This is a genomic window from Rhizobium sp. RU33A (assembly GCF_900156055.1).
Taxonomy (GTDB): Bacteria; Pseudomonadota; Alphaproteobacteria; order Rhizobiales; family Rhizobiaceae; genus Allorhizobium.
In genome coordinates this window covers 12,312-33,348 of the sequence record NZ_FTMQ01000004.1, presented here as the reverse complement: position 1 = coordinate 33,348, position 21,037 = coordinate 12,312, and the positions used below count along the sequence as shown (strand labels likewise).

Here is a 21,037-nt window from a genome sequence, read left to right as displayed (position 1 = left end):
ATGCTACCGCGGCGATCAGCCGCCGAAGCGGCGATTGAGTACCTTGTCGCGCAGGATGCGGGCGATGTTGCGCGTGTTGCGATACATGTGCAGCTGTGCACCGACCTGACGCACGTCACGGTCGGCATTTGTTTTCAGGCCGATCACCAGGGTTCCCATGGCCTCGCGCTCCGCCCAGAAGCGGCTCATGATCGGGTGATCGGGGGCCGCACAGCTGTCGGTACGCTCGATGTTGGCATCATCGAGATGCCATTCGGTGAGATCCGCCATCAACAGCTTGCCGGGCGAGAACCTTGCATAGCGCTCGTCATAGGCGGTCTTCCAGGTATAGGCCTCGCCGGCCATGATGAAGACGACCATGGAGGCGATCGCGCGACCATCAAGGTCGAGCGTGTGGATACGCACGGCATCGGCCTCGGCAAGATTGGTGATGGCCTCGCGGGCAAAGGCTGCACGCAGGCGGTCGTTGACCATGGCGGAGCGCTTGCGACCTTTCCAGCCGCTCGCTTCCAGCGCCAGAAACTCTTCCATCCGCAGACGGATCTCTTCCGGCTGGCGGGCGACGTTGTAGCTCAACGTTCCCTGGGCGGAGAGGAGCTTCGCCTGGCGCCGCATCTCGCGCAGGTGGCTCTTGCTGAGCGTCGACTGCAGATAGGCGGGGCCATCCACATAGCTCTGCAGCATGGGCCGTTGATATTCGTTGGTGACGGTCAGAGGCAGGTCGCGGGCGAGCGCCACGGCACGGGCGAGCTGGGCGAAACGTCCTTCGAGGCGCAGATCCGGAATGACGAGCACGTTGGGAAGGCGCATCTCCGGCGCCACAAGTGCATCGAGCATATTGTCGATGGTCTCCGCCGCCCCTTCGGCATCGACCAGCGGCGTGCCGAGCGGCCCGAAGGGATTGGCCCAGACGCGAATGATCGAGGGACCGACGGAGAAGCCGGGCTTTTCGATCGAGAAGGGAAAGAGAAGGCGCAGGCGCGAGCGCCGCTCGTCCTCGTCACGGATGACGGCAAAACGCACCTGGCGCTCCTCGAGCCGCGGCATGGCCGGGGCGAGGAAGCGGGGGGCGAAGAAGACATTGGCTTCCATCACCCGATAGGTCAGGTAGTCGAGTTCGTCCTGAAGCTCGTAGCCCATCTGGCTCGGATAGACGCTCAGACGACGGCCGGGGCGGCCGGTGGCGACCTCGGTCTCCGCAACGGGCTTTACGCGGGCACCTGCCAGGCTGCCGACCAGGCGGTTGGCGCCGCTGTTCATGCTCTCGTCGTAGATGCTGTCGGTCATGGGCGGACGGCCTCCGTGGGGGGCGTCAGGGCATGCGGATCGGCAAAGGCGAAGACGACGATCCCGAGTGCGCGGCGGACCGCGACATGCAGCAGGATGGCTTCCACGGCCATGGCCGTGGCGGTCGCGGTGGCGGCGCCGGCGAGTCCCCAGGCGGGGATCAGCGTAATATTGAGGCCGATATTGCAGGCGAGAGCCACCGAATAGACCGCGACGCAGAGCTGCTGGCGCCCGGCCATGGTCAGGAGCATTTCGGCCGGACCGACCAAGGCTTTGGCCATATTGCCGGCAAAGAGGATCACCATCAGCAGGTATCCGGCGGTAAAGGCGGAACCGAAGAGACCGAGCAACATCTCGCCGAGCATCAGGACGACGATGCCGACGGCCAGCGAGGGCCAGAAGCTCCAGCGCGCGGCCGTTCCCGCAAAACCGGCGAGGCCCTGGCTGTTTCCCTCGGCCATCAGGGTCGAGAAACGCGGCGTGGCTCCGGCTTTCACGGCGAAGAAGACGAATTGCATGAGTGCCATGGTCTTGGCGGCTGCGAAATAGACGGCGACCTGGTCTGGCGGCAGGTAAAGGCCAACGACGATGACATCGGAATTGGTGAGGAGAAAGCCGAAGCCCTCGATGAAGAAGATCGGCAGGGCAACCTTGAACCAGCTGGCAAAATCGACCTTGCGATCGCCACGGTCGTAGCGGTTCAACAAGCGTCGATCGACGAGCAGGAACTGTCCCAGCGTCGCGAGATAGGTTGCGGCAAGTGCTGCCTGCATGGCGGTGACTGCGGTTGCCGGTCTGCCGCTTGCCACGGCGAGCAGCATGAACGCAAGGATCAGGGCGGGGCGGACAATATAGGTGGGGCTCAAGCCGAGCACGGCCCAGCGATTGGCCCGGGCGGTGCCATCGAGCACATCGCCAAGCGCGATCATCGGCAGGGCGAAAACGGCAAGGAAGAGCGGCACGAGGTAATAGTGCTCGATGCTGCTGCCGAAGAAATGCAGGGCCGCGATGCCGCCGAGTGCCAGGATGCTGGCGCTCGTCATGGCAAAGAGGCGTGCGGTGGAGGTCAAGCCGCGGATCTCGGCATCGGCCTTGTCCTGGTCGTATTGCGGCAGGAAGCGGATGACGGCGGTGTGGAAGCCGAGGCAGGAGAAATTGCCGGCGAGAACGACCAGAACCCAGACGAAGACGAAAATGCCGTATTCGAATTCGCCCATCAGACGGGCCTGGATGATCTGCGAAACGAAGGCGATAGCGGCGCTGATGACGCGGATGGCGAAGGCGATCGCGGCCATGCGCTGGGCGCGGGCCGTCTCGTCTTCAGCGCGGAGCGCGCGTACCAGACGCGGGCCCGCGGGCAACCATTTTTCCGCTGTTTCCAGAACAGTCATCGGTACGGACGCAATACTTCTCGCTGGGTCGGGTATGGCCTCCAGTGATGACAGATCAGGGTTAACGAAGTGTGGTGATGCTGCCTTGCGGTCGCCCGTCGTCCCGGGTCTTGCCGGACATCGGCACGCCGTTGAAGAGGAAAAGCGCCAGGGGTGAGCGGCGGATCAGGCGGTGGATGCCATACGAGAGGAAGAAGGTCGCGAGGCAGATCAGGAGGAACTCCACGACCGGCGGCCATTCCGCCAGGATGAAGAGTGCCGCAAGCGCATAGATGGTGGGATGGTGCAGCAGATAGATGCTGAAGGAGGCATCGACGATGCGGTCGATGCGCGGTTCCGGGCGGTTCCAGAAGCGTTCGGCGATGCCGATGAGAACGAGGCTCAGGAGGATCGCGGCCGCACCGTCGAGCGCGTTGTAGGCGATGCCCCAATCGCCGGCTTCCACTCCGCGCAGTGCTGCGGCAAGGATCGCGGCGACCGCGCCGAAAGCCGGAAGGCGGTAGCCCTTCGTCCAGACGAGTGCCCGGCGGATATCCGGCGAGGCCCGCAGGACGGTGCCGATCAGGAAGAATGGCAGGTAGCGGAGATAGGGATCGATGCCATGGGCGAGCAGATAGGGAAGGGCACCCTGGCGCGTCAGCATGTCCTGATGCGCGAGGTGGATCATCACCTCCCATGCTGTCGTCGCGAGGACCAGAGACAGTAGCGCCAGCTTTGCGTGCGTCCGCCAGTTCACTTCGGACTGCTTGATGAGACGACAAACTCGTTCGAACCGACGACCGGCCGTGAGAAGCACCAGTATCCCGCTATAGGCGAGGAGCGCTGGTAGGAACCAGAGATGCATGACCCAGTTGGCGCCGGGCTGGACGAGGTCCCGGCCAACCTGATCGAGCGCCGCGGTCATCGAGCTTGCGCCGAGAAGGGCACTTTCGAGGTCGATCAAGGCGATCTGGATCGGTGCAAGCAGCACCAGCCCGGTGACGAAGGGGATGCCGAGGCGAATGATACGACCGCGGAGCCAGGGTGCAGGCTCGCGCCTTTCCAGCATCATGGCGGCGAAGTAGCCTGCGACCATGAAGAAGGCGGGCATGCGGAAGGTCACGAGCACGCCGCTCAGGAAGGTCAGGATCTCGCTCTTTTCGGGTGATTGAATGTCCCAGAGGACGCGGGCGTTATAGGCCATGGCGGCGTGGTAGGGGATGCCGAGGAGCATCAGGAAGGCGCGCAGCCAATCCCACTGGTGCTCCCGCGCTGTCACAGCCGACATCAAGCCCTCCAAAGGAAAAAGGAACCGGGCCGTTTGGCGCGGTTCCCCTTTTTGTCAGAGGCTAAGAGCGAAAGGTTGAGAAAGCCTCAAGCCCTCGCGGTCACGCTTCGAGCGCGCCGTGGCAGTGCTTGTACTTCTTGCCGGAGCCGCAGGGGCAGGGCTCGTTGCGACCGACGGTGCCCCAGCTCTTCGGATCCTGGGGATCGCGGTCGCCGGCGGGAACGGCAGAGCCTTCGCCGACATCGTCCTCGCCGGTGGTGGCGTCGATGTGGTGGGCCTGCATCGGCGGCGGGGTCGGGGCCGGCGGCGGATCGCGAACCAGTTCGACGCGCGACATCTGCGTGGTCACGGCATCGCGCAGGTTGGCAAGCAGGGCCTGGAAGAGTTCGAAGGCTTCAGCCTTGTATTCCTGCAGCGGGTCGCGCTGGGCATAGCCGCGGAAACCGACGACAGAGCGCAGGTGGTCGAGGTTGACGATGTGCTCGCGCCACAGGTTGTCGATGGTCTGCAGTACGACAGAGCGCTCGACATAGGTCATCAATTCGGCGCCGAAGCGCTCGGCCTTGTCGGCATAGGCCTTGTCGGCGGCTTCCATGATGCGGTTGTAGATGTCGTCCTCGGCAATGCCTTCCTCGGCGGCCCAGGCATCGACCGGCAGGTCGAGATTGAGGGTGGTCGCGACCTTCTGCTTCAGGCCGGCGACGTCCCACTGTTCGGCATAGGCGTTCGGGGGCACATGGATGCCGACCATGGTCTCGATGACTTCGTGGCGCATGTCGGTGACGGTCGCGGAGACATCGGTCGCATCCATCAGTTCGATGCGCTGTTCGAAGATCACCTTGCGCTGATCGTTGATGACGTCGTCATACTTCAGAAGATTCTTGCGGATGTCGAAGTTGCGGGCTTCGACCTTCTTCTGGGCGCGTTCCAGCGCCTTGTTGATCCAGGGATGGACGATCGCTTCACCATCCTTCAGGCCGAGCTTCTGCAGCATGCTGTCCATGCGGTCGGAGCCGAAGATGCGCATCAGGTCGTCCTGGAGCGACAGGTAGAACTTCGACCGTCCCGGGTCACCCTGACGGCCGGAACGGCCGCGCAGCTGGTTGTCGATGCGGCGGCTTTCGTGACGCTCAGTGGCGATGACGTAGAGGCCGCCGGCTTCGAGCGCCTTCTGCTTGAGGGCAGCGATCTCAGCCTTGATGGCTTCGGTCTTCGCATCGCGCTCCGGACCCGGCTCGATCTCGGCCAGTTCGTGCTCGAGGCGCATATCGAGATTGCCGCCGAGCTGGATGTCGGTACCACGACCGGCCATGTTGGTGGCGATCGTCACGGCACCGGGAACGCCGGCCTGCGACACGATATAGGCTTCCTGCTCATGGTAGCGGGCGTTCAGGACCTTGAAGTCCTTGAAGCCCGACTGGCTCAGCATGGTGGCGAGCAGTTCGGACTTTTCGATCGATGTGGTGCCGACGAGAACCGGCTGGTTGCGCTCGCTGGCGGCCTTGATTTCCTCGATGATCGCCTTGAACTTTTCCTCGACGGTCCGGTAAACCTCGTCATCCTCGTCGATACGCTTGATCGGCAGGTTGGTCGGGACTTCCAGGACATCGAGACCGTAGATGTTGCCGAACTCTTCCGCTTCGGTCGCCGCCGTACCGGTCATGCCGGCGAGCTTCTTGTACATGCGGAAATAGTTCTGGAAGGTGATCGAGGCGAGCGTCTGGTTCTCAGGCTGGATCTGCACCTTTTCCTTGGCCTCGAGCGCCTGATGCTGGCCTTCCGAATAGCGGCGACCCGGCATCATGCGGCCGGTGAATTCGTCGATGATGACGATCTCGTCGTTGCGGACGATGTAGTCCTTGTCGCGCTGGAACAGCTTATGGGCCTTCAGCGCGTTGTTGATGTGGTGGACGATCGCAACGTTTTCGACGTCGTAGAGGCTCTCGCCCTTCAGGAGGCCTGCCTCGCGAAGGAGATTTTCGAGCTTTTCTGTGCCGACTTCCGAGAAGTTGGCCGCGCGCTGCTTCTCGTCGATCTCGTAGTCTTCCTCCGACAGCATCGGGATGAAGGCGTCGATGGTGTTGTAGAGGTCGGAGCGGTCGTCGAGCGGGCCGGAGATGATCAGCGGCGTGCGGGCCTCGTCGACCAGGATCGAGTCGACTTCGTCGACGATCGCGAAGTTGTGACCGCGCTGCACCATCTGGCCGCGCTCATACTTCATGTTGTCGCGCAGATAGTCGAAGCCGAGCTCGTTGTTGGTCGCATAGGTGACGTCGCAGGCGTAAGCCGCGCGGCGCTCGTCGTCGGAGAGACCATGGACGATGACGCCGGTGGTCAGCCCGAGGAAGCCGTACATCTTCGCCATCGTCGCGGCGTCACGGCGGGCGAGGTAGTCGTTGACTGTGACGACGTGGACACCCTTGCCCTCGAGCGCGTTCAGGTAGACGGCAAGTGTCGCGACCAGCGTCTTGCCTTCGCCCGTCTTCATTTCGGCAATCGAATTGTCGTTGAGGATCATACCGCCGATCAGCTGGACGTCGAAAGGACGCATGCCGAGTGCGCGGCGGGCACCTTCGCGAGCGACGGCGAAGGCCGGTACCAGGATATCGTCCAGCGTCTTGCCGGCGGCCAGTTCTGCCCGGAACTCAGCCGTCTTGGCGGCGAGCTGTTCGTCGGTCAGCGCCTTCACCTTTTCTTCAAGGGCTGCGATCTGAGCGACTCGCGGGTTATAGGATTTCACGCGACGGTCGTTTGACGATCCGAAGATTTTGCGCGCAAGTCCACCAAGACTGACCATATCGATGGTCCTTTCTGACCTTCGTCATATCGTTGACGTACCTTTCGAACCACCATTAGCGGGGACGAATAGGCACAAGGCGCCCTGAAACTACTCTGGACGCGAGGTTGCGTGACAGATAAGAGGGGGGTCGAATGATGTCAACGGCGCAGGCTGGTGCCAAATCCCCTCGGTCGCCGGGCATCTGACAATCTTTTGCCCGATTCGAACGGTCTTGAAACGGTTCACCATCCGAAAGGTCTTTCATGCTTCGCCTCAACAAAATCGTGCTTGCCGCCTGCGTTTCCCTCTCGGCCCTCACCGGTGCGGCTTTCGCCCAGGACGCCACTGTCGTCGCAAAGGTCGGTGATCTCGAGATCACCCAGTCCGAACTCGATCTGGCGATCGCCAACCTCGATCCGCAGCTCGCACAGCTTCCCGACGAGCAGAAGAAGGTCGCTGCCCTTTCCGGCGCAATCGACGTCAAGCTGCTTGCCGCAAATGCGACCGCCGCCGGTCTGCAGGATGATCCGGAATACAAGCGTCGCCTTGCTTTCATCGCCGAACGCGAACTGCACAACGCCTTCTTCAAGAAGAACGTCGTTGATGCCGTGACCGAAGACGAAGTGAAGGCACGCTACGACCAGGAAGTCGCCGCGCTTCCCAAGCAGGAAGAAGTGCGCGCCCGCCACATCCTGGTGAAGACCGAGGAAGAGGCCAAGCAGATCATCACCGATCTCGATGCCGGCAAGGACTTCATCGAAATCGCCAAGGAAAAGTCGACAGACCCGAACAAGACGGAAGGTGGCGACCTCGGCTACTTCTCCAAGGGCCGAATGGTCCCCGAGTTTGAAGAAGTGGCTTTCGCGCTCGAAAAGGGCACCTACACGAAGACGCCGGTGCAGACCCAGTTCGGCTTTCACGTGATCCTTCTCGAAGACAAGCGCGATGCGCCGCCGCCGGCCTTCGAAGCCGTCGAGCAGCAGGTTCGCCAGCTGGTCATGCGCGACAAGTATCTCGAGCTGATCGAAAAGGCGAAGACAGAGCAGACGATTGAGATCGTCGACGAAGCCCTGCGCAAGGGCTACGAAGAAGCCAACAAGGCAGAGCAGCAGTAAGCTCTTCGCCAATCGTTGTTTGTTCCAAGGCCCGCAGTTTGCGGGCCTTCCATTACGGGCCTTGCCATGTCTTCCAGCATTTCTCCCCTCGCTCCGAAAACCTATGCCGACATGCCTTTGATCCGCGGTGTGCGGATGGCGACCGCAGCTGCGGGCATCAAGTACAAGAACCGCACCGATGTGCTGTTGATGGCCTTTGACGAGCCGGCTTCGGTCGCGGGCGTCTTTACCAAGTCCAAGTGCCCATCGGCCCCGGTCGATTTCTGCCGGCAGAATCTCTCGCATGGCGTGGCGCGCGGTGTCGTCGTCAATTCGGGTAATGCCAATGCGTTTACCGGCGCGAAGGGCAAGGCCGCGACCGAGCTGACAGCGAAATCGGCCGCGGCGGCGCTGGGCTGCGGCGAGAACGAGATCTATCTCGCCTCGACGGGAGTGATCGGTGAACCGCTGGATGCGACCAAGTTTTCCGGCGTCCTCGAGCAGATGGCAACAGATGCGACCGGTGATTTCTGGTTCGAGGCCGCCAAGGCGATCATGACCACGGATACCTATCCGAAGGTCGCGACGCGCAGCGCCCAGATCGATGGCGTGACCGTCACGATCAACGGGATCGCCAAGGGTGCCGGCATGATCGCGCCCGACATGGCGACGATGCTCTCCTTCGTGGTAACGGATGCGGATATCGCGCCGGCAGCCCTTCAGGGTCTCCTGTCTGCAGGCGTCGAGCCAAGCTTCAATTCCATCACCGTCGACAGCGACACATCCACCTCGGACACGCTGATGCTGTTTGCGACCGGTGCCGCATCGGCGGATGGTCAGGCGAAGATCGACGATGCTGATGATGCGCGGCTTGAGGGTTTCAAGGTGGCGCTGAACGATCTGCTGAAGGATCTGGCGCTGCAGGTGGTGCGTGACGGTGAAGGTGCGCGCAAGATGGTGGAGATCACCGTCAAGGGCGCCGAAAACGATCTTGCGGCCAAGAAGATCGCGATGTCGATCGCCAATTCGCCGCTGGTGAAGACCGCTGTTGCCGGTGAAGATGCCAATTGGGGTCGTATCGTGATGGCGGTCGGCAAGTCCGGTGAAATGGCCGATCGTGATCGGCTGGCGATCTGGTTCGGTGATGTGCGCGTAGCTGTCAATGGCGAGCGCGATCCGGCCTATTCGGAAGAGGCGACCACGGCCGTCATGGAACGGGAAGACATTCCCGTAACTGTCGATATTGGTCTTGGTTCGGGCACGGCCACGGTCTGGACCTGCGATCTGACAAAGGAATATGTCGCCATCAATGGCGACTATCGGAGCTGACGTCTGAATGCATGCAATGGTAAGTGATCCCAACCTGCCGCTCGTCCGGCGTCTCGAAGCGGTGGGTTTTAGGGCCTGGCCAGCGAGCAACGTCGTCTATGATGGAAGCTGGCAGGTGCGCCTGACCGGGGGGCATCCCGGCAAGCGGTTGAATTGCGTCGTGCCGCTCGATCCCTCCGATAGCCGCGATATCGCGCTGCGGATCGAAAAGGCCGGCAAGCGTTTCGAGGCGCATGGGCGGCCGCTTCTGGTGCGGCAGACGCCGCTTTCGCCGAAGCCGCTGATCGACTTCCTGGCGGCCGATGGCTGGGAATGCTTCGAGGAGGTCGTGACGATGACCGGCGATCTCGGGCGCATGACTTTCCCCGATACACTGGACCATCTGCCGACCCAGGATGTCGGGCGTTATGTCGATGCCGATATCGCGGTGCATGACAGCGATCCGGGTTTGAAGGCAGCGCTCGCGGAGATCCTTGGAAACATTAAGCCGTCGTCTGGCCTCTTTGTCATCGAGGACGCCGTCAAGGGACCGCTTGCGGCGGCTCTGTGCGTTCAGGACAATGATCTCGCGGGCATCATGTCGCTTGCTGTCCGCCCCGATCACCGTCGACAGGGGCTCGGCATCGAGATCCTGAGTTCGGCACTGCGCTGGGCCCGGATGCGCGGTGCGCGCACCGCCTGGCTGCAGGTGGTTGCCGACAACACGGAAGCGATGGCGCTCTACACGAAGATGGGCTTCGAGGAAGCCTATCGCTATGCCTATTGGCGGAAAGCGTCCGCATGAGCGATGTGAAGAAGCCGATTCTCCTGGTCGCGGCATGCGCTCTCGTCGATACCGACAACCGCATACTGCTCGCCCAGCGCCCCGAGGGGAAGTCGCTGGCCGGTCTCTGGGAATTTCCCGGCGGCAAGGTCGAGGCGGGTGAGACGCCTGAGGAGACCCTGGTGCGCGAACTAGAGGAGGAACTCGGTATCAAGACCAAGGTGGCTTGCCTCGCGCCCCTGACTTTTGCGAGCCACACCTACGAGACATTTCACCTGCTGATGCCGCTCTATATCTGCCGCCGCTATGAGGGCATTCCGCAAGGGCAGGAGGGGCAGGCGATCAAGTGGGTCAAGGCCAAGGCACTGCGTGACTATCCGATGCCGCCGGCAGACGAGCCGCTCATTCCGGTTCTCCAGGACCTTCTCTGAGAAAAGCCTGATTCAAGCCGCGTCGTTAATCAAAAGTTTATAACCCTGACCGCAATATACGCTCTGTTCATGCGTCGAATACGTGTGTGGAGCGTAATATGGTAAACGAGGATTTCTGGAAGGCCGCACGGTCCCGAGAGCGGTCTTCGGTCAAAACGGGCAGGACCGGGGTCTTGAATATCGCCTTGCTGTTCGGCACTGCTGCGATCGCCCTGTCGCTTGTCTTGACGCCCATGCTCGCCTCCAAGACCGACCGCAAGACGCTGGCTTTCCAGCCTGACGAATTCGATATGATCACCACCGGATCGATCCCCAAGGACGAAAGCGGCAAGCGATACACGATCCGCCGCAGCGTGCTTCAGGAGACGCCGGGTTCCGTCTGCATCATTGACGGCTACGGCTCCGGCCAGGCCTGCTAATTCCTATCGGCCGGGGCGGGGGCAACCATCTCGGATCCAGACTGTCAGGAGCGAGAATGCGTCTATTACGCCAGTTGATGTCTGACCTTCGTGGCGCGACCGCCGTCGAATACGGTCTGATCGCCGCGATTATGAGCGTCGCGCTGCTTTCCGGTTACAGCGCGTTCACGGGCTCGCTGCTTGGCACCTTCAATGCCGTCGAAACCCACTTCACCGACGCCAACAACTGACGATTGCCGTTAGGGCTGGTCTGGTCGCCGCGCGGGATCGAGTGCGTCGGCGAGGCGCATCTTTGCCGAACCGGGCTTGAGCGGTTTCTGCTGGCTCTCGTGCGGGGCCCAGCCGGACACGAAGACAATCGAGAAGGTGGCGCGGATGCGGCCATCCGGGTCGGAGAAGCGTTCGGCATAGAGTTCCGCTGCCCGAAGGAAGAACTTGCGCGAGACCGGGCGACGGCTGCGTCCCAGGAGCGGATTGGCCATGCCCATGGCCTTCAGGTCCCGCATCAGCGCGAAGATGTGATCATAGCGGACGGTGAAGCCCTCCTCGTCGATGACGGGAAGTGCGAAACCCGCGCGCTGCAAAAGCGAGCCGATGTCTCTGATATCGGCGAAGGGAATGACGCGGGGGCTTGCACCGCCATAGATCTCCGTTTCGGCTGCCAGGAGAACCTCGCGCAACTCGGAAAGCGTTCCTGAACCTGGGATGGCTGCGAGCAGCAGGCCGTCGGGTTTCAGCGCACGGCGCATCTGGATCAGCATGCCGGGCGTGTCATTGGTGAGGTGCAGGGACAGCGGCGAGAGGATGAGATTTACCGATTGCGGGTCGAGCGGCACGGTTTCGTAACCGGAGACCGCGACCGGGTTTTCGGCCTCACCGAAATTCGCATCGGTTTCGATCCGCCGCAGCGTACCGATCTTGCCGGTCGCAAGCGCCGCTTTGGCGGTGAGCCCGGTTCCGCCGAAGAGTTCTACGGCATCGTCGAAGCTGCGCTGGACGATGGCCAAGCGGTCGGCGAGTTCTCGGGCGGTCAGTTCCAGCAGGAAATCGCTACCGGCTGCATTGCGGGCCAGCGCACGCGCACGGTTGCGGGCGATCAGGGCTTCGTCGAAAAGCTCGTTCATGGCGGGAATCCTGGATTGGCCTCGTTCCGGCATTGGCCGAACGCCCAAGCGGGCGTAAAGTCGATGCATGTGGGCTCATTTAGTGCAGAAAAGCGCATCCGTCAGCCGGCATCATGCCGGATCGGCACTGCGCGGGCTGTTTCATCTGATCTATCCACCGGCCTGTGCCCATTGCCATGTCCGTGTTGCCAGCCATCACGCACTCTGCGCGCAGTGCTGGGGCGACATGCGGCTGATCGACAAGCCCTATTGCCCGGTTCTCGGCCTGCCCTTTGCTCATGATCCAGGCGAGGGGATGGTTTCGCCGCAGGCGATTGCCCATCCGCCCGTCTTCGACCGCCTGCGCTCGGTTGCCCTGCACGAGGGGGTGGCGCGGCATCTGGTGCATGATCTCAAGTATCGTGACCGGGTGGATCTGGCGCCGATGATGGCAGGCTGGATGCTGCGGGCGGCCTCGGCCGAGATTGACGCCTGCGATGCCATCGTCTGCGTGCCGCTGCACCGGATGCGGATGTTTCGTCGGATGTTCAACCAATCGGCGGAACTGGCGCGGCATGTGGCACGGCAATCGGGAAAACCCTTTTTCGCGGAAGCGCTGGTGCGGCGCAAGCGCACGCAGCAACAGGTCGGCCTGACGGTGAACCAGCGTTCGCTCAATGTGCGCGGCGCCTTTGGCGTTCCGGATGGACGACAGGATCTCGTCTTCGGCAAGCGCCTGGTGCTGATTGACGACGTCTACACGACGGGGGCGACGGTCAGTGCGGCGACGACTGCCCTGAAAAAGGCAGGCGCTCTGGATGTCACTGTTTTGACCTTTGCAAGGGCACTCGCCGGGCCTATATGAGAGGACTAATTCCCTGTCTATGCGACGCTTTTCGGCGGAGAACTTCATGGCTGACGTCACGATCTACACACGGCAATTCTGCGGCTACTGCGCCAGCGCCAAGGCGCTACTTGACAGCAAGGGTGTCGCCTATGTCGAGCATGACGCGACAGGCAAGCCGGATCTGCGTGAGGAAATGATCGCCAAGTCCGGCCGCAACACGTTCCCGCAGATCTTCATCGGCAGCCAGCATGTCGGCGGCTGCGACGACCTGCACGCGCTCGACCGGGCCGGCAAGCTCGATCCGCTTCTCGCGATTTAAGGACTGAATTCTCATGGTGTTCAAGGCTGCTGCCGTCCAGATGTGCTCCGGGGTCGATCCGGAGAAGAATGCCGAAAGCATGGCACGGCTCGTGCGCGAGGCCGCTCGTCGCGGGGCGATCTACGTCCAGACGCCGGAAATGACGGGCGCAGTGCAGAAGGATCGGGCCGGTCTTGCCGCAGTGCTGCGCGATGAAGAAACCGATCTCATTGTCAAAAAGGCGTCGGAGCTTGCCAAGGAGCTCGGCATCCATCTGCATGTCGGCTCGACCGCGATCAAGCTTGCCGATGGCAAGATCGCCAACCGCGCCTTCCTGTTTGGCCCCGACGGCAAGAAGATCACGTCCTATGACAAGATCCACATGTTCGACGTCGATCTCGACAATGGCGAGAGCTGGCGCGAAAGCTCGGTCTATCGTCCGGGCGAGCGGGCGGTCGTTGCCGATCTGCCGTTTGCCAAGCTCGGGTTCGGCGTTTGCTACGACGTGCGCTTCCCGCATCTGTTCCGGGCAGAAGCCATGGCGGGTGCGCAGATCCTGACGACGCCGGCCGCCTTCACCAAGCAGACCGGCGAGGCGCATTGGGAGATCCTGCTTCGAGCCCGCGCGATCGAGAACGGCGCCTATGTCATCTCGGCCGCCCAGGCGGGTCTGCATGAAGACGGGCGCGAGACCTTCGGTCATTCGATGATCGTCGGCCCCTGGGGCAAGGTGCTGGCGTCTGCCGGCGGCACCGGCGACGACGTGGTCGTCGCCGAGATCGATCTCGAGGCCGTCAAGGCCTGCCGGGCGAAGATCCCGAACCTGAAGAACGGCCGCGACTTTGCGCTCGACATCGCACCTGTGCTTGCCAAGGGAGGCGTCACAGTTTGATCCGCTATTCGCTGTGCTGCGAAAAGGCCCACGAATTCGAAGGGTGGTTTTCGGAGAGCGCCGATTTCGACCGGCAGAAGGCTTCAGGTTACCTGACGTGCCCCGTCTGCGGATCGGCTGAGGTGGCCAAGGTGCTGATGGCACCGGCCGTCTCGACCGCCCGTCAGAAGGAGGAGACCCAGGCGCTGGCCGTCTCCGAGGTACAGAAGCAGGCCTTCGTCAAGCTCAAGGAAGCGATCCGCGAGATCCGCGCGAGCAGCGAGGATGTCGGCGAGAAGTTTCCCGAGGAAGCCCGCAAGATCCACTATGGCGAGTCTGAGGCGCGCGGGATCATCGGCCAGGCCTCGCCCGTCGAGGTGAAATCGCTGATCGAGGAAGGCATCGAGATCGCGCCGCTGCCGGTCCTGCCTGACGACGTGAATTGACAGCCGCCTCGCATCATCTTGCGATCTATAATTTCGGCGTCCACACCGAGTCCTATCTGACTGCAACCGTTCAGGGCTTCGGACTGCGAGAGCGCTTCAACTTCGAGGCGGCAGACCGGGCCGTCGGCTTCGCCGGCCGTTCAGGTTATGCAGGCGAACCGGGGACTGAGAGTTGGGGCGCTCAGATCTTCCCGCGGTTTCTGACGGAGACCGGCCGGGAGAGCGGTGTATCGTCCCTCTCACTCTGTCTCGATATCGAAAGCCTTGTCGCTTTCACCTATGCGGGTGTGCACGCGGATGCCCTGAAGCACGCGCGTCACTGGAACGAGCGGCAGGCCTGGCCGCCTTTGGTGCTCTTCTGGGTCAAGGCGGGAGAGACACCCAGCTGGAGCGAGGCGGTTCAGCGCTTCGAGCGTCTCGCAGACCTAGGGCCGGGACCGGCCGCCTTCAGCTTCAAATCCGCCTTCACCGCCGACGGTGATCCCTATGTCATCAATCGAGAGCGCATCAAGCAACTGGCTGCTGACAATCTTGAGGCGCAGGCCGATCTGATTTCAGCCGTCAAAGCCTTGCCCGTCTGATCAAGGGCTCAGCCCTTGAAACCGTCTTCGTCGAGATAGGCCTGCTCTTCGGGCGTCGTCTTGCGGCCAAGAGCGGTATTGCGGTGCGGAAAGCGGCCGAAGCGCTCGATCAGATCCAGATGTAGAACGGCCCATTTCAGCGCTTCCGCATCGCCGGTCTCGTGGCGGTGCTTCTCGAACAGCGAGACGCTGTGGCGCTGGTCTTCCATGTCTTCCGAATGTTCGAAGGGCAGATACATGAAGGGACGCAGGATCGGCTCGACCTTGATGTCGAAACCCTTGGCCAGAGCGTGGTGGGCTATCGTGCGGGCAAGCGGATCGGTCGCATAGGAATGCGCGCTGCCGCGAAAGAGATTGCGCGGGAACTGGTCGAGCAGCAGGAGAAGAGCGAGGGTGCCTTCCGGGGTCTCCTGCCAATCCGACAATTCGTTGCGCGAAGCCTGGAAATGCAGCTCGGCATAGTCCGCTTCGATTTCGGCGTCGAGCGCTTCGTTGCGCGAAAACCAGGCTTCCGGGCCGTGGCGCAGCCAGAAGTCGATGATCGTCTGTGGTGTCGTCATGTCGCCGATCCCGGGCGGCTCGCCAGCATCATGTAGTTGACATCGATGTCTGCCGAGAGGTTCCACTGGTTCTGCAGCGGATTAAAGAAGACACCCTTCCGCTCGAGGATCTGCATGCCGTTTGCCGAGAGGGGCCGTTCGATTTCCTCGGGGCGGACCAGCTTTTCATACTGGTGGGTGCCGCGGGGCAGCCAGCGCAGGACATATTCGGCGCCAACGATGGCAAGCGCTGCGGCTTTCAGCGTGCGATTGATGGTGGAGACAAGCATCAGGCCGCCGGGGCGGACCATGGAGGCGCAGGTCGAGAGGAAGAAATCGACGTCGGCGACGTGTTCGACGACTTCCATGTTCAACACGATGTCGAAGGTCTCGCCCTGGGCTGCCAGTTCTTCGGCGGTGATCGCGCGGTAATCGACTTCCACGCCGCTCTGGGCGGAGTGGGTCATGGCGATCTTGATATTCTTCTCGGAAGCGTCGGCGCCAAGAACGCTTGCGCCCATGCGGGCAACCGGTTCCGACAGAAGGCCGCCGCCGCATCCGATGTCGAGGATGCGCAGGCCTTCCAATGGGCGGGCGCTGCGTGGATCGCGGCCGTAATGCTCGACCACCTTGTCCCTGATATAGGCAAGGCGCACCGGATTGATCTTGTGCAAGGGCTTGAACTTGCCGGTCGGATCCCACCACTCAGCCGCCATGGCGGAAAAGCGGTCGACTTCGGACTGATCGATGGTGGTGCGGGCCTCTGCACTCATGACGGAACCTCCTGGCGCGTTTGGTCATGAAGTCGTCTCGATGACCTTTAAAGTCAAGGGTGGAGACGTCGCAGGTGCGTCGCCTAAGCGGAACCGGCAGACGCGATCATGCGTTGGTCGGCTAGACAACACTGGTTCGCCGGTTTTGCGCAGACAGGAGATCACCATCATGAAGTCAATCTGGTTCGCTGCAGCACTGGCTGCATCCGCAGGAGGTTTGCCGGCCGTTGCCGAAGCGGCCTCGGCCTTCTCGACGGCCAATGTCAATATGCGGTCAGGGCCCAGCACGCAGTATCCGGCGGTCATCGTGATCCCGTCGGGCAGCCGCGTGAACATTCAGGGCTGCCTCTCCAGCGCCAACTGGTGCGACGTGGCCTTTGCTGGCTATCGTGGCTGGGTTTCCGGCTCCTACCTGCAAACGACCTATTCGCAGCGTCGCGTCAATGTTGGGCCGCAGTATTATCGCCCGCTCGGCATTCCGACCGTGACCTTCAGCATCGGTCGCTATTGGGATGATCATTACCGCAGCCGACCGTTCTATCGTGATCGGGATCGCTGGCGGGATGGTGACGGCTGGCGCGACGATCGTCGTGATCGTGATCGTGATCGTGATCGTGATCGTCGCGTCGATAACCGGCGCGACCGCGACGAAGACCGGCGTCCGCGGCAGAACATGCAACAGCAGGAGGACCGCGGCCGGCTTCCACCCGGTCGAATGATGCAGCAGAGTTGCGAACGGGACCCGAGCGCCTGCCGCTAAGGCTAACGACCATCAGTCCGGAGAGGGAGCGAAATGCTCCCTCTCCCTATTTGGTCATTCGTTTGTCGAGCCCGTCCAGGATCCGCTTCGCGAGCGCCGGGTAATCCCCGTCGAAGTGATGGCCGCCTTTGATGCCGATCGTCTCGACCGGTCCGCCGACCAGCTGCTTGCAGGCATCATCCTCTTCCTCCGTTCCAAACACGCACTGAACGATCGAAGGATCGATCTTCGCAACGTCTGTCAGCGGATCCGATGCCCCACCGCTGCTGGTACCCAGCCAGCCGGAGACCGAGACCTCGTAGTCGGCCTGATGCGAGAGTGCGAGCAGGCTGATCTGGGCGACGCGCGCCTTGAGCGTGTCCGGCAGGCCAGCATAGGCGGCGGGCAGGATGTCGGCGCCGAAGGAATAGCCGATCAGCAGCACATGCTTCACCTTCCAGCGCTTCTCATAGGTGTGGATGATCGTGGCAAGATCGGCGGACGTCTGTTCGGGTGTCCTCTTCGTCCAGAAATAGCGCAGCGAGTCGACGCCGATGACCGGGATGCCGGACGCCTGGAGACTGGTGCCGACCTGGCTGTCGAGGTCGCGCCAGCCGCCGTCGCCGGAATAGACCACCGCCATCGTGTCGCGGCTTGGCGCAGCATCGAGGACGGTGAGCGGCAGACCGAGCGGCGTTTCGGCGGCGTTGCCGGCGGCGATCAGTTCGTCGATGGTGTCTGAGAAGGTTTTCGACGGATCGTTGCCAGCGTCGCGCTGGTCTATGTCCGGATGGCTGGTTTCGAGCGCGGCCACGTGGGCACGGGCATCGGCCTTGGCTGCCGGACTGAACAGAACGGTTGCGGGATCGGGCAGCTCGCCCGGAGTGAGGCCGTAGATCATCCTGTCGCCGACGACCTTCTTTTCTGCCGGGGTGCAGAACTGCTTGGTGAGCGGAATGCCGGCCTCGGGATCGAGGGCGAGCGTCTGGCCGATCGTGGCCTTCGGCGTCTGGGCGAGGATGGCAAGCGCGAGAGCGCCGCCTTCGCTTCGACCTGCGAGGATGGGCGGGAGGAGATTGGAATTTCCGGCCCTGCGCTGCAATTGGTGGGCAAGTGCCTCGATATCCGAAACCGTATAGATGCAGTCGCCTTTGTCGGCGGCAAGCGAGGCTATGTACTTCGGTGTGTCGACGCCGACGACGGTTGCGCCATTGGCTTGCAGCCGTTCCGCTTCCAGCTGGTCTGACGGCTGCCATCCTAACCCATCGGAGAGCAGCACCACAAGCGCCTGGGGATCACTGTCGGGCAAGAGGGTGAGGGGCGAGGGGATCATGCCGGTTTCGAGCGGCGGATCCTCCGCATAGGCATGGTTCTGGGTGACGACGTGCGTGAAAGTCGCGAGGAGGGAAAGTGTGAGCAGCGTCGCGCGGAGGGAGGTCTTCATTTCTTCACCACGCCTTTCAAGCCGCCGCCGATCAGAAGTGTCGCGTCGAGCAGGGCCAATACGGGATTGAGACCACCGGCGACAGCAAGATAGCGCGGCTGCCAGTCGGGATGGAATTTGGACTTGAAGGCGCGCAGGCCCTTGAAGTTGTAGTAGCGTTCGCCGTGCTCATAGAAGGTGTTGGCGACGCGGTCCCAGACAGGGGCGACCTCCCGGCGCGAGAGGCCCGAGAGCGGCGCCATGCCGAGGTTGAAATGGCGGTAGCCCTGATCGCGCAGCGTCGTCATCAGGCGGACGAAGAGGAAGTCCATCGCGCCTTTCGGGGCATCCGGGGCGAAGCGCATCAGATCGATCGAGGCCTCCTCGCGGGTGTCCGTCAGAAGCAGATTGGCGAAAGCCACGATTCGGCCTTCGTGGCGCAGGCTGGCGACCGGTTGTGCTGTCATATAGCCATCGGTGAAGGCGCCGAGGGAAAAGCCCTTCTCCTTCGCCCGGTGATGGTTGAGCCAGGCGTTGGAGATCTGGCGAAGATCATCGAGAATCGGAGCGACACTCTCCGTCTGGATGATTTCGAATGTGAGACCGTCGCGCTCGCCCTTGGCAGCGGTCTGGCGCAGACCCGCCCATTTGCCGCCCTTGAGGTCGAAGCGCTCGAGATCGACCACCGCCATTTCGCCGAGTTTGAACGCCTTCATGCCGGCATCGGCAATGACCGGCAGGATGGCGGGTCAAGCCTGGTAGAAGACCGCTCGACATCCGCTCGCACGGGCGGTTTCGACGAACTGCCAGACAAGTTCGTCACGCGAGGCTTTCGGCCCGATCGGATCGAGAAACGCGATGAGGGACCGACCCTGGCGGCCATACATCAGGAAGGCTTCGCCGTCGGGCGAGATCATCACCGACTTGTCGCCGGTGCGCACGAGATTGGCGTCGGCTAGGTCGTTCCGGTCTGAAATGGCGACGGCTTTGGCCAGTTCTTCCTCGTTTGCTGGACGGATGGCCGGGGCTGCCGGGCGCATGAGGCTGAAGAGGCAGATGCCCATGGCAACCACGGTGAGGCCGAGCATGGCGCGCAGCGACCGGGGCGCTTCGGCATTGAAGGCAAATTGCCACCAGAGCGCATTGCTGTATTCGACGTCGCGGTAGACGAAGAGGAGGACGATGGCCGCGCCGCCGATCAGGACTGCAACGGCGAGCAGCCAGGAGGAGGTCAGCGCCTGTCCGAGAGACGACTTGCGATGAAATAGTCGGCGGCTCGGCAGGAGCGCGAGGACCAGAACAGCCAGGATGGCTGCCTCATAGATGGCGACCGCCTTGGCGAGCGACAGAGCCAAAGCGAGCAGTGCAACGACAAGGGCACCCCACCATGCACCGTCCAGTCGCTGGGCGAGGCCGCGGGCGACGATGACCAGCATCAGGCCGAGGATGCTGGCGAGGAAATGCGCGCCTTCGACTACGGGGAGCGGCAGGAACCCGGCGAGAAGATCGAGATTGTCGCCGGGCGTTGGCGTGACGCTCGACAGGACGAGCATGGCGCCAAGAACGAGGGCGAGGGCCGCGAGCAGCGTGGGCGCAAGGCGTCCTGCGGTTCTGGCGACACCTGTTGCTAGTGGTTTCGACGATAGTTGGCGCAGTTCGGTTGCCGTGACCAAGAGAATGGCGATGACCAGCGGTAAAACATAATAGATGGCGCGGTAGGCGACGAGCGAGGCAAGCAGCGCGTCACCCGGAACCTGCGAGCCGAGCGCGGCCAGGATCACGGCCTCGAAGACGCCGAGGCCGGCGGGCACGTGGCTGACGATGCCGATGCCGATGGCCACGGCATAGACCGCGAAGAAGGCGGGCCAGGAAATCTGCGCTTCTGCCGGCAGCAAGGCGTAGAGGATAGATGCCGAGAAGGCGACATCCAGCACGGTGACCAGGAACTGCCGGGAGAGCGTGCCGGTATCGGGGAGGCGCAGCGTTCGGCCGGCGATGGTGAGGCTACCGCGCCTTGAAATGACGAGAAGCGCGAGGATCGTCAGGAGTAGGGCGGCGCTGGCGGTCGCCAACGTCGTTGAGGATGTCCCGATCAGTGGGGCGATCTCGCCTGCCATGGGGATTAGGCTGCCAGCCGTCAGCAGTGCGAGGCCAAGCGAAAAGGAGACTGTGACGAAGGCGATGATGCGGCCGATTTCGTCGGGCGAGAGACCGGCGCGGGAATAGGCGCGGTATCGGATGGCACCGCCCGACAATGCGCCAAAGCCTGCGACATTGCCCACGGCATAGGCGCTGAAGGCGGTGAGCGCCACCTCCGGCCACGGGCGCTTGCAACCGATATGGGACAGCGCGTTCAGATCATAGAAGCAGAGGGTGACGAAGCTCAGTGCCGTGAAAAGCACGGCGAGCGCGATCGAGGAGGCACTTGTCGCCTCCAGGGAACGGATCACGTCGGCATAGGTGATCTCCTCCGTCAGCCGGTAGACGGCATAGCCGACGGCGGTGAAGACGACGAGAGCCATGATCGCTGCGATCGACTTCGCATGTCTGTTAAAGAAGGAGGGCGGCGGGAGGTTGTCGCTGAGGGCAGGCTCGGGAAACGCGTCTAATGCTTTCATGACACCCTATCCGGTATCGATCGACCAACAGATGACGGT

Annotated in this window: 20 protein-coding genes and 1 pseudogene; 12 read left to right on the top strand and 9 right to left on the bottom strand. The window is 62.5% G+C overall.

Annotated features, from left to right (window positions below; genetic code table 11):
- Window positions 1-15 precede the first annotated feature (15 nt).
- The 4 genes from BW978_RS15445 to secA all read right to left on the bottom strand — a co-directional run bounded on the left by BW978_RS15445 (window position 16) and on the right by secA (window position 6,742).
- The gene (locus BW978_RS15445; RefSeq protein ID WP_076396634.1) at window positions 16-1,287 is read right to left on the bottom strand and encodes a GNAT family N-acetyltransferase; all 1,272 of its coding nucleotides are present in this window, start codon (window positions 1,285-1,287) and stop codon (window positions 16-18) included.
- Complete coding sequence (locus tag BW978_RS15440; protein WP_076396632.1) at window positions 1,284-2,678, bottom strand: lipopolysaccharide biosynthesis protein; 1,395 nt, start codon at window positions 2,676-2,678, stop codon at window positions 1,284-1,286. Before BW978_RS15440 ends, BW978_RS15445 begins: the two co-directional genes overlap by 4 nt.
- A gap of 61 nt (window positions 2,679-2,739) precedes the next feature.
- On the bottom strand, window positions 2,740-3,945 hold the full coding sequence (locus BW978_RS15435) for an acyltransferase family protein (RefSeq protein ID WP_076397094.1): 1,206 nt from the start codon (window positions 3,943-3,945) through the stop codon (window positions 2,740-2,742).
- A gap of 100 nt (window positions 3,946-4,045) precedes the next feature.
- A complete protein-coding gene (secA, locus tag BW978_RS15430; RefSeq protein WP_076396630.1) occupies window positions 4,046-6,742 on the bottom strand; it encodes a preprotein translocase subunit SecA in 2,697 nt (898 codons plus the stop codon).
- Between the two features lie 245 nt (window positions 6,743-6,987).
- Between secA and BW978_RS15425 the strand changes: the two genes are divergently transcribed.
- The 6 genes from BW978_RS15425 to BW978_RS15400 all read left to right on the top strand — a co-directional run bounded on the left by BW978_RS15425 (window position 6,988) and on the right by BW978_RS15400 (window position 10,990).
- Entirely contained in the window at window positions 6,988-7,839 is an 852-nt protein-coding gene (locus tag BW978_RS15425) for a peptidylprolyl isomerase (RefSeq protein WP_076396628.1), read from the top strand.
- Between the two features lie 66 nt (window positions 7,840-7,905).
- On the top strand, window positions 7,906-9,147 hold the full coding sequence (gene argJ, locus BW978_RS15420; protein ID WP_076396626.1) for a bifunctional glutamate N-acetyltransferase/amino-acid acetyltransferase ArgJ: 1,242 nt from the start codon (window positions 7,906-7,908) through the stop codon (window positions 9,145-9,147).
- A gap of 7 nt (window positions 9,148-9,154) precedes the next feature.
- Window positions 9,155-9,931, top strand: a complete 777-nt coding sequence (locus BW978_RS15415) for a GNAT family N-acetyltransferase (RefSeq protein ID WP_076396624.1) — start codon at window positions 9,155-9,157, stop codon at window positions 9,929-9,931.
- Window positions 9,928-10,341: an 8-oxo-dGTP diphosphatase MutT gene (gene mutT / locus BW978_RS15410; protein WP_076396622.1), complete on the top strand. Its 414-nt coding sequence runs from the start codon at window positions 9,928-9,930 to the stop codon at window positions 10,339-10,341. Before BW978_RS15415 ends, mutT begins: the two co-directional genes overlap by 4 nt.
- A 98-nt stretch (window positions 10,342-10,439) precedes the next feature.
- Entirely contained in the window at window positions 10,440-10,760 is a 321-nt protein-coding gene (locus BW978_RS15405; protein ID WP_054149941.1) for a hypothetical protein, read from the top strand.
- Window positions 10,761-10,816: 56 nt separating this feature from the next.
- Window positions 10,817-10,990: a Flp family type IVb pilin gene (locus BW978_RS15400; RefSeq protein ID WP_076396620.1), complete on the top strand. Its 174-nt coding sequence runs from the start codon at window positions 10,817-10,819 to the stop codon at window positions 10,988-10,990.
- A 9-nt stretch (window positions 10,991-10,999) separates the two neighbouring features.
- On the opposite strand, the gene BW978_RS15395 is transcribed toward BW978_RS15400, so the two are convergent.
- Window positions 11,000-11,884 (bottom strand): methyltransferase domain-containing protein, encoded by an 885-nt coding sequence (locus BW978_RS15395; RefSeq protein WP_076396618.1) that lies wholly within the window; start codon window positions 11,882-11,884, stop codon window positions 11,000-11,002.
- Between the two features lie 67 nt (window positions 11,885-11,951).
- On the opposite strand from BW978_RS15395, the gene BW978_RS15390 reads away from it, so the two are divergent.
- From BW978_RS15390 to BW978_RS15370, 5 genes are read left to right on the top strand one after another with little or no spacing between them, the layout of a single operon-like run.
- A complete protein-coding gene (locus tag BW978_RS15390) occupies window positions 11,952-12,728 on the top strand; it encodes a ComF family protein (RefSeq protein WP_076396616.1) in 777 nt (258 codons plus the stop codon).
- 46 nt (window positions 12,729-12,774) lie between these two features.
- Window positions 12,775-13,029, top strand: coding sequence for a glutaredoxin 3 (grxC, locus tag BW978_RS15385; protein ID WP_076397093.1), 255 nt, complete (start codon window positions 12,775-12,777; stop codon window positions 13,027-13,029).
- Window positions 13,030-13,042: 13 nt separating this feature from the next.
- Window positions 13,043-13,900 (top strand): carbon-nitrogen hydrolase family protein, encoded by an 858-nt coding sequence (locus BW978_RS15380; protein WP_076396614.1) that lies wholly within the window; start codon window positions 13,043-13,045, stop codon window positions 13,898-13,900.
- Complete coding sequence (locus BW978_RS15375; protein ID WP_054149945.1) at window positions 13,897-14,325, top strand: DUF1178 family protein; 429 nt, start codon at window positions 13,897-13,899, stop codon at window positions 14,323-14,325. Before BW978_RS15380 ends, BW978_RS15375 begins: the two co-directional genes overlap by 4 nt.
- Window positions 14,322-14,906: a DUF3291 domain-containing protein gene (locus BW978_RS15370; RefSeq protein WP_076396612.1), complete on the top strand. Its 585-nt coding sequence runs from the start codon at window positions 14,322-14,324 to the stop codon at window positions 14,904-14,906. Before BW978_RS15375 ends, BW978_RS15370 begins: the two co-directional genes overlap by 4 nt.
- A gap of 8 nt (window positions 14,907-14,914) precedes the next feature.
- Here BW978_RS15370 and BW978_RS15365 read toward each other — a convergent pair whose 3' ends face one another.
- Together BW978_RS15365 and ubiG are read right to left on the bottom strand one after the other, a co-directional pair.
- Window positions 14,915-15,466, bottom strand: coding sequence for a DUF924 family protein (locus tag BW978_RS15365; RefSeq protein ID WP_076396610.1), 552 nt, complete (start codon window positions 15,464-15,466; stop codon window positions 14,915-14,917).
- Complete coding sequence (gene ubiG, locus BW978_RS15360) at window positions 15,463-16,218, bottom strand: bifunctional 2-polyprenyl-6-hydroxyphenol methylase/3-demethylubiquinol 3-O-methyltransferase UbiG (protein WP_076396609.1); 756 nt, start codon at window positions 16,216-16,218, stop codon at window positions 15,463-15,465. Before ubiG ends, BW978_RS15365 begins: the two co-directional genes overlap by 4 nt.
- Window positions 16,219-16,387: 169 nt before the next feature.
- Here ubiG and BW978_RS15355 point away from each other — a divergent pair, with 169 nt between their 5' ends.
- Window positions 16,388-16,978, top strand: coding sequence for an SH3 domain-containing protein (locus BW978_RS15355; protein WP_076396607.1), 591 nt, complete (start codon window positions 16,388-16,390; stop codon window positions 16,976-16,978).
- A gap of 46 nt (window positions 16,979-17,024) precedes the next feature.
- Here the strand turns inward: BW978_RS15355 and BW978_RS15350 are convergent, their stop codons facing one another.
- Together BW978_RS15350 and mprF are read right to left on the bottom strand one after the other, a co-directional pair.
- Window positions 17,025-18,401, bottom strand: a complete 1,377-nt coding sequence (locus tag BW978_RS15350) for a virulence factor family protein (protein WP_076396605.1) — start codon at window positions 18,399-18,401, stop codon at window positions 17,025-17,027.
- Window positions 18,398-20,998 (bottom strand): annotated as a pseudogene (gene mprF / locus BW978_RS15345) (bifunctional lysylphosphatidylglycerol flippase/synthetase MprF). The gene BW978_RS15350 and the pseudogene mprF overlap by 4 nt, the downstream one beginning before the upstream one ends.
- Between the last annotated feature and the right edge of the window lie 39 nt (window positions 20,999-21,037).

Excerpts from the sequence above, each read along its gene's own strand:
- BW978_RS15445 (WP_076396634.1), bottom strand. The coding sequence starts at position 1,287 with ATGACCGACAGCATCTACGACGAGAGCATGAACAGCGGCGCCAACCGC.
- BW978_RS15440 (WP_076396632.1), bottom strand. The coding sequence starts at position 2,678 with ATGACTGTTCTGGAAACAGCGGAAAAATGGTTGCCCGCGGGCCCGCGT.
- BW978_RS15435 (WP_076397094.1), bottom strand. The coding sequence starts at position 3,945 with ATGTCGGCTGTGACAGCGCGGGAGCACCAGTGGGATTGGCTGCGCGCC.
- secA (WP_076396630.1), bottom strand. The coding sequence starts at position 6,742 with ATGGTCAGTCTTGGTGGACTTGCGCGCAAAATCTTCGGATCGTCAAAC.
- BW978_RS15425 (WP_076396628.1), top strand. The coding sequence starts at position 6,988 with ATGCTTCGCCTCAACAAAATCGTGCTTGCCGCCTGCGTTTCCCTCTCG.
- argJ (WP_076396626.1), top strand. The coding sequence starts at position 7,906 with ATGTCTTCCAGCATTTCTCCCCTCGCTCCGAAAACCTATGCCGACATG.
- BW978_RS15415 (WP_076396624.1), top strand. The coding sequence starts at position 9,155 with ATGCATGCAATGGTAAGTGATCCCAACCTGCCGCTCGTCCGGCGTCTC.
- mutT (WP_076396622.1), top strand. The coding sequence starts at position 9,928 with ATGAGCGATGTGAAGAAGCCGATTCTCCTGGTCGCGGCATGCGCTCTC.
- BW978_RS15405 (WP_054149941.1), top strand. The coding sequence starts at position 10,440 with ATGGTAAACGAGGATTTCTGGAAGGCCGCACGGTCCCGAGAGCGGTCT.
- BW978_RS15400 (WP_076396620.1), top strand. The coding sequence starts at position 10,817 with ATGCGTCTATTACGCCAGTTGATGTCTGACCTTCGTGGCGCGACCGCC.
- BW978_RS15395 (WP_076396618.1), bottom strand. The coding sequence starts at position 11,884 with ATGAACGAGCTTTTCGACGAAGCCCTGATCGCCCGCAACCGTGCGCGT.
- BW978_RS15390 (WP_076396616.1), top strand. The coding sequence starts at position 11,952 with ATGTGGGCTCATTTAGTGCAGAAAAGCGCATCCGTCAGCCGGCATCAT.
- grxC (WP_076397093.1), top strand. The coding sequence starts at position 12,775 with ATGGCTGACGTCACGATCTACACACGGCAATTCTGCGGCTACTGCGCC.
- BW978_RS15380 (WP_076396614.1), top strand. The coding sequence starts at position 13,043 with ATGGTGTTCAAGGCTGCTGCCGTCCAGATGTGCTCCGGGGTCGATCCG.
- BW978_RS15365 (WP_076396610.1), bottom strand. The coding sequence starts at position 15,466 with ATGACGACACCACAGACGATCATCGACTTCTGGCTGCGCCACGGCCCG.
- ubiG (WP_076396609.1), bottom strand. The coding sequence starts at position 16,218 with ATGAGTGCAGAGGCCCGCACCACCATCGATCAGTCCGAAGTCGACCGC.
- BW978_RS15355 (WP_076396607.1), top strand. The coding sequence starts at position 16,388 with ATGAAGTCAATCTGGTTCGCTGCAGCACTGGCTGCATCCGCAGGAGGT.
- BW978_RS15350 (WP_076396605.1), bottom strand. The coding sequence starts at position 18,401 with ATGAAGACCTCCCTCCGCGCGACGCTGCTCACACTTTCCCTCCTCGCG.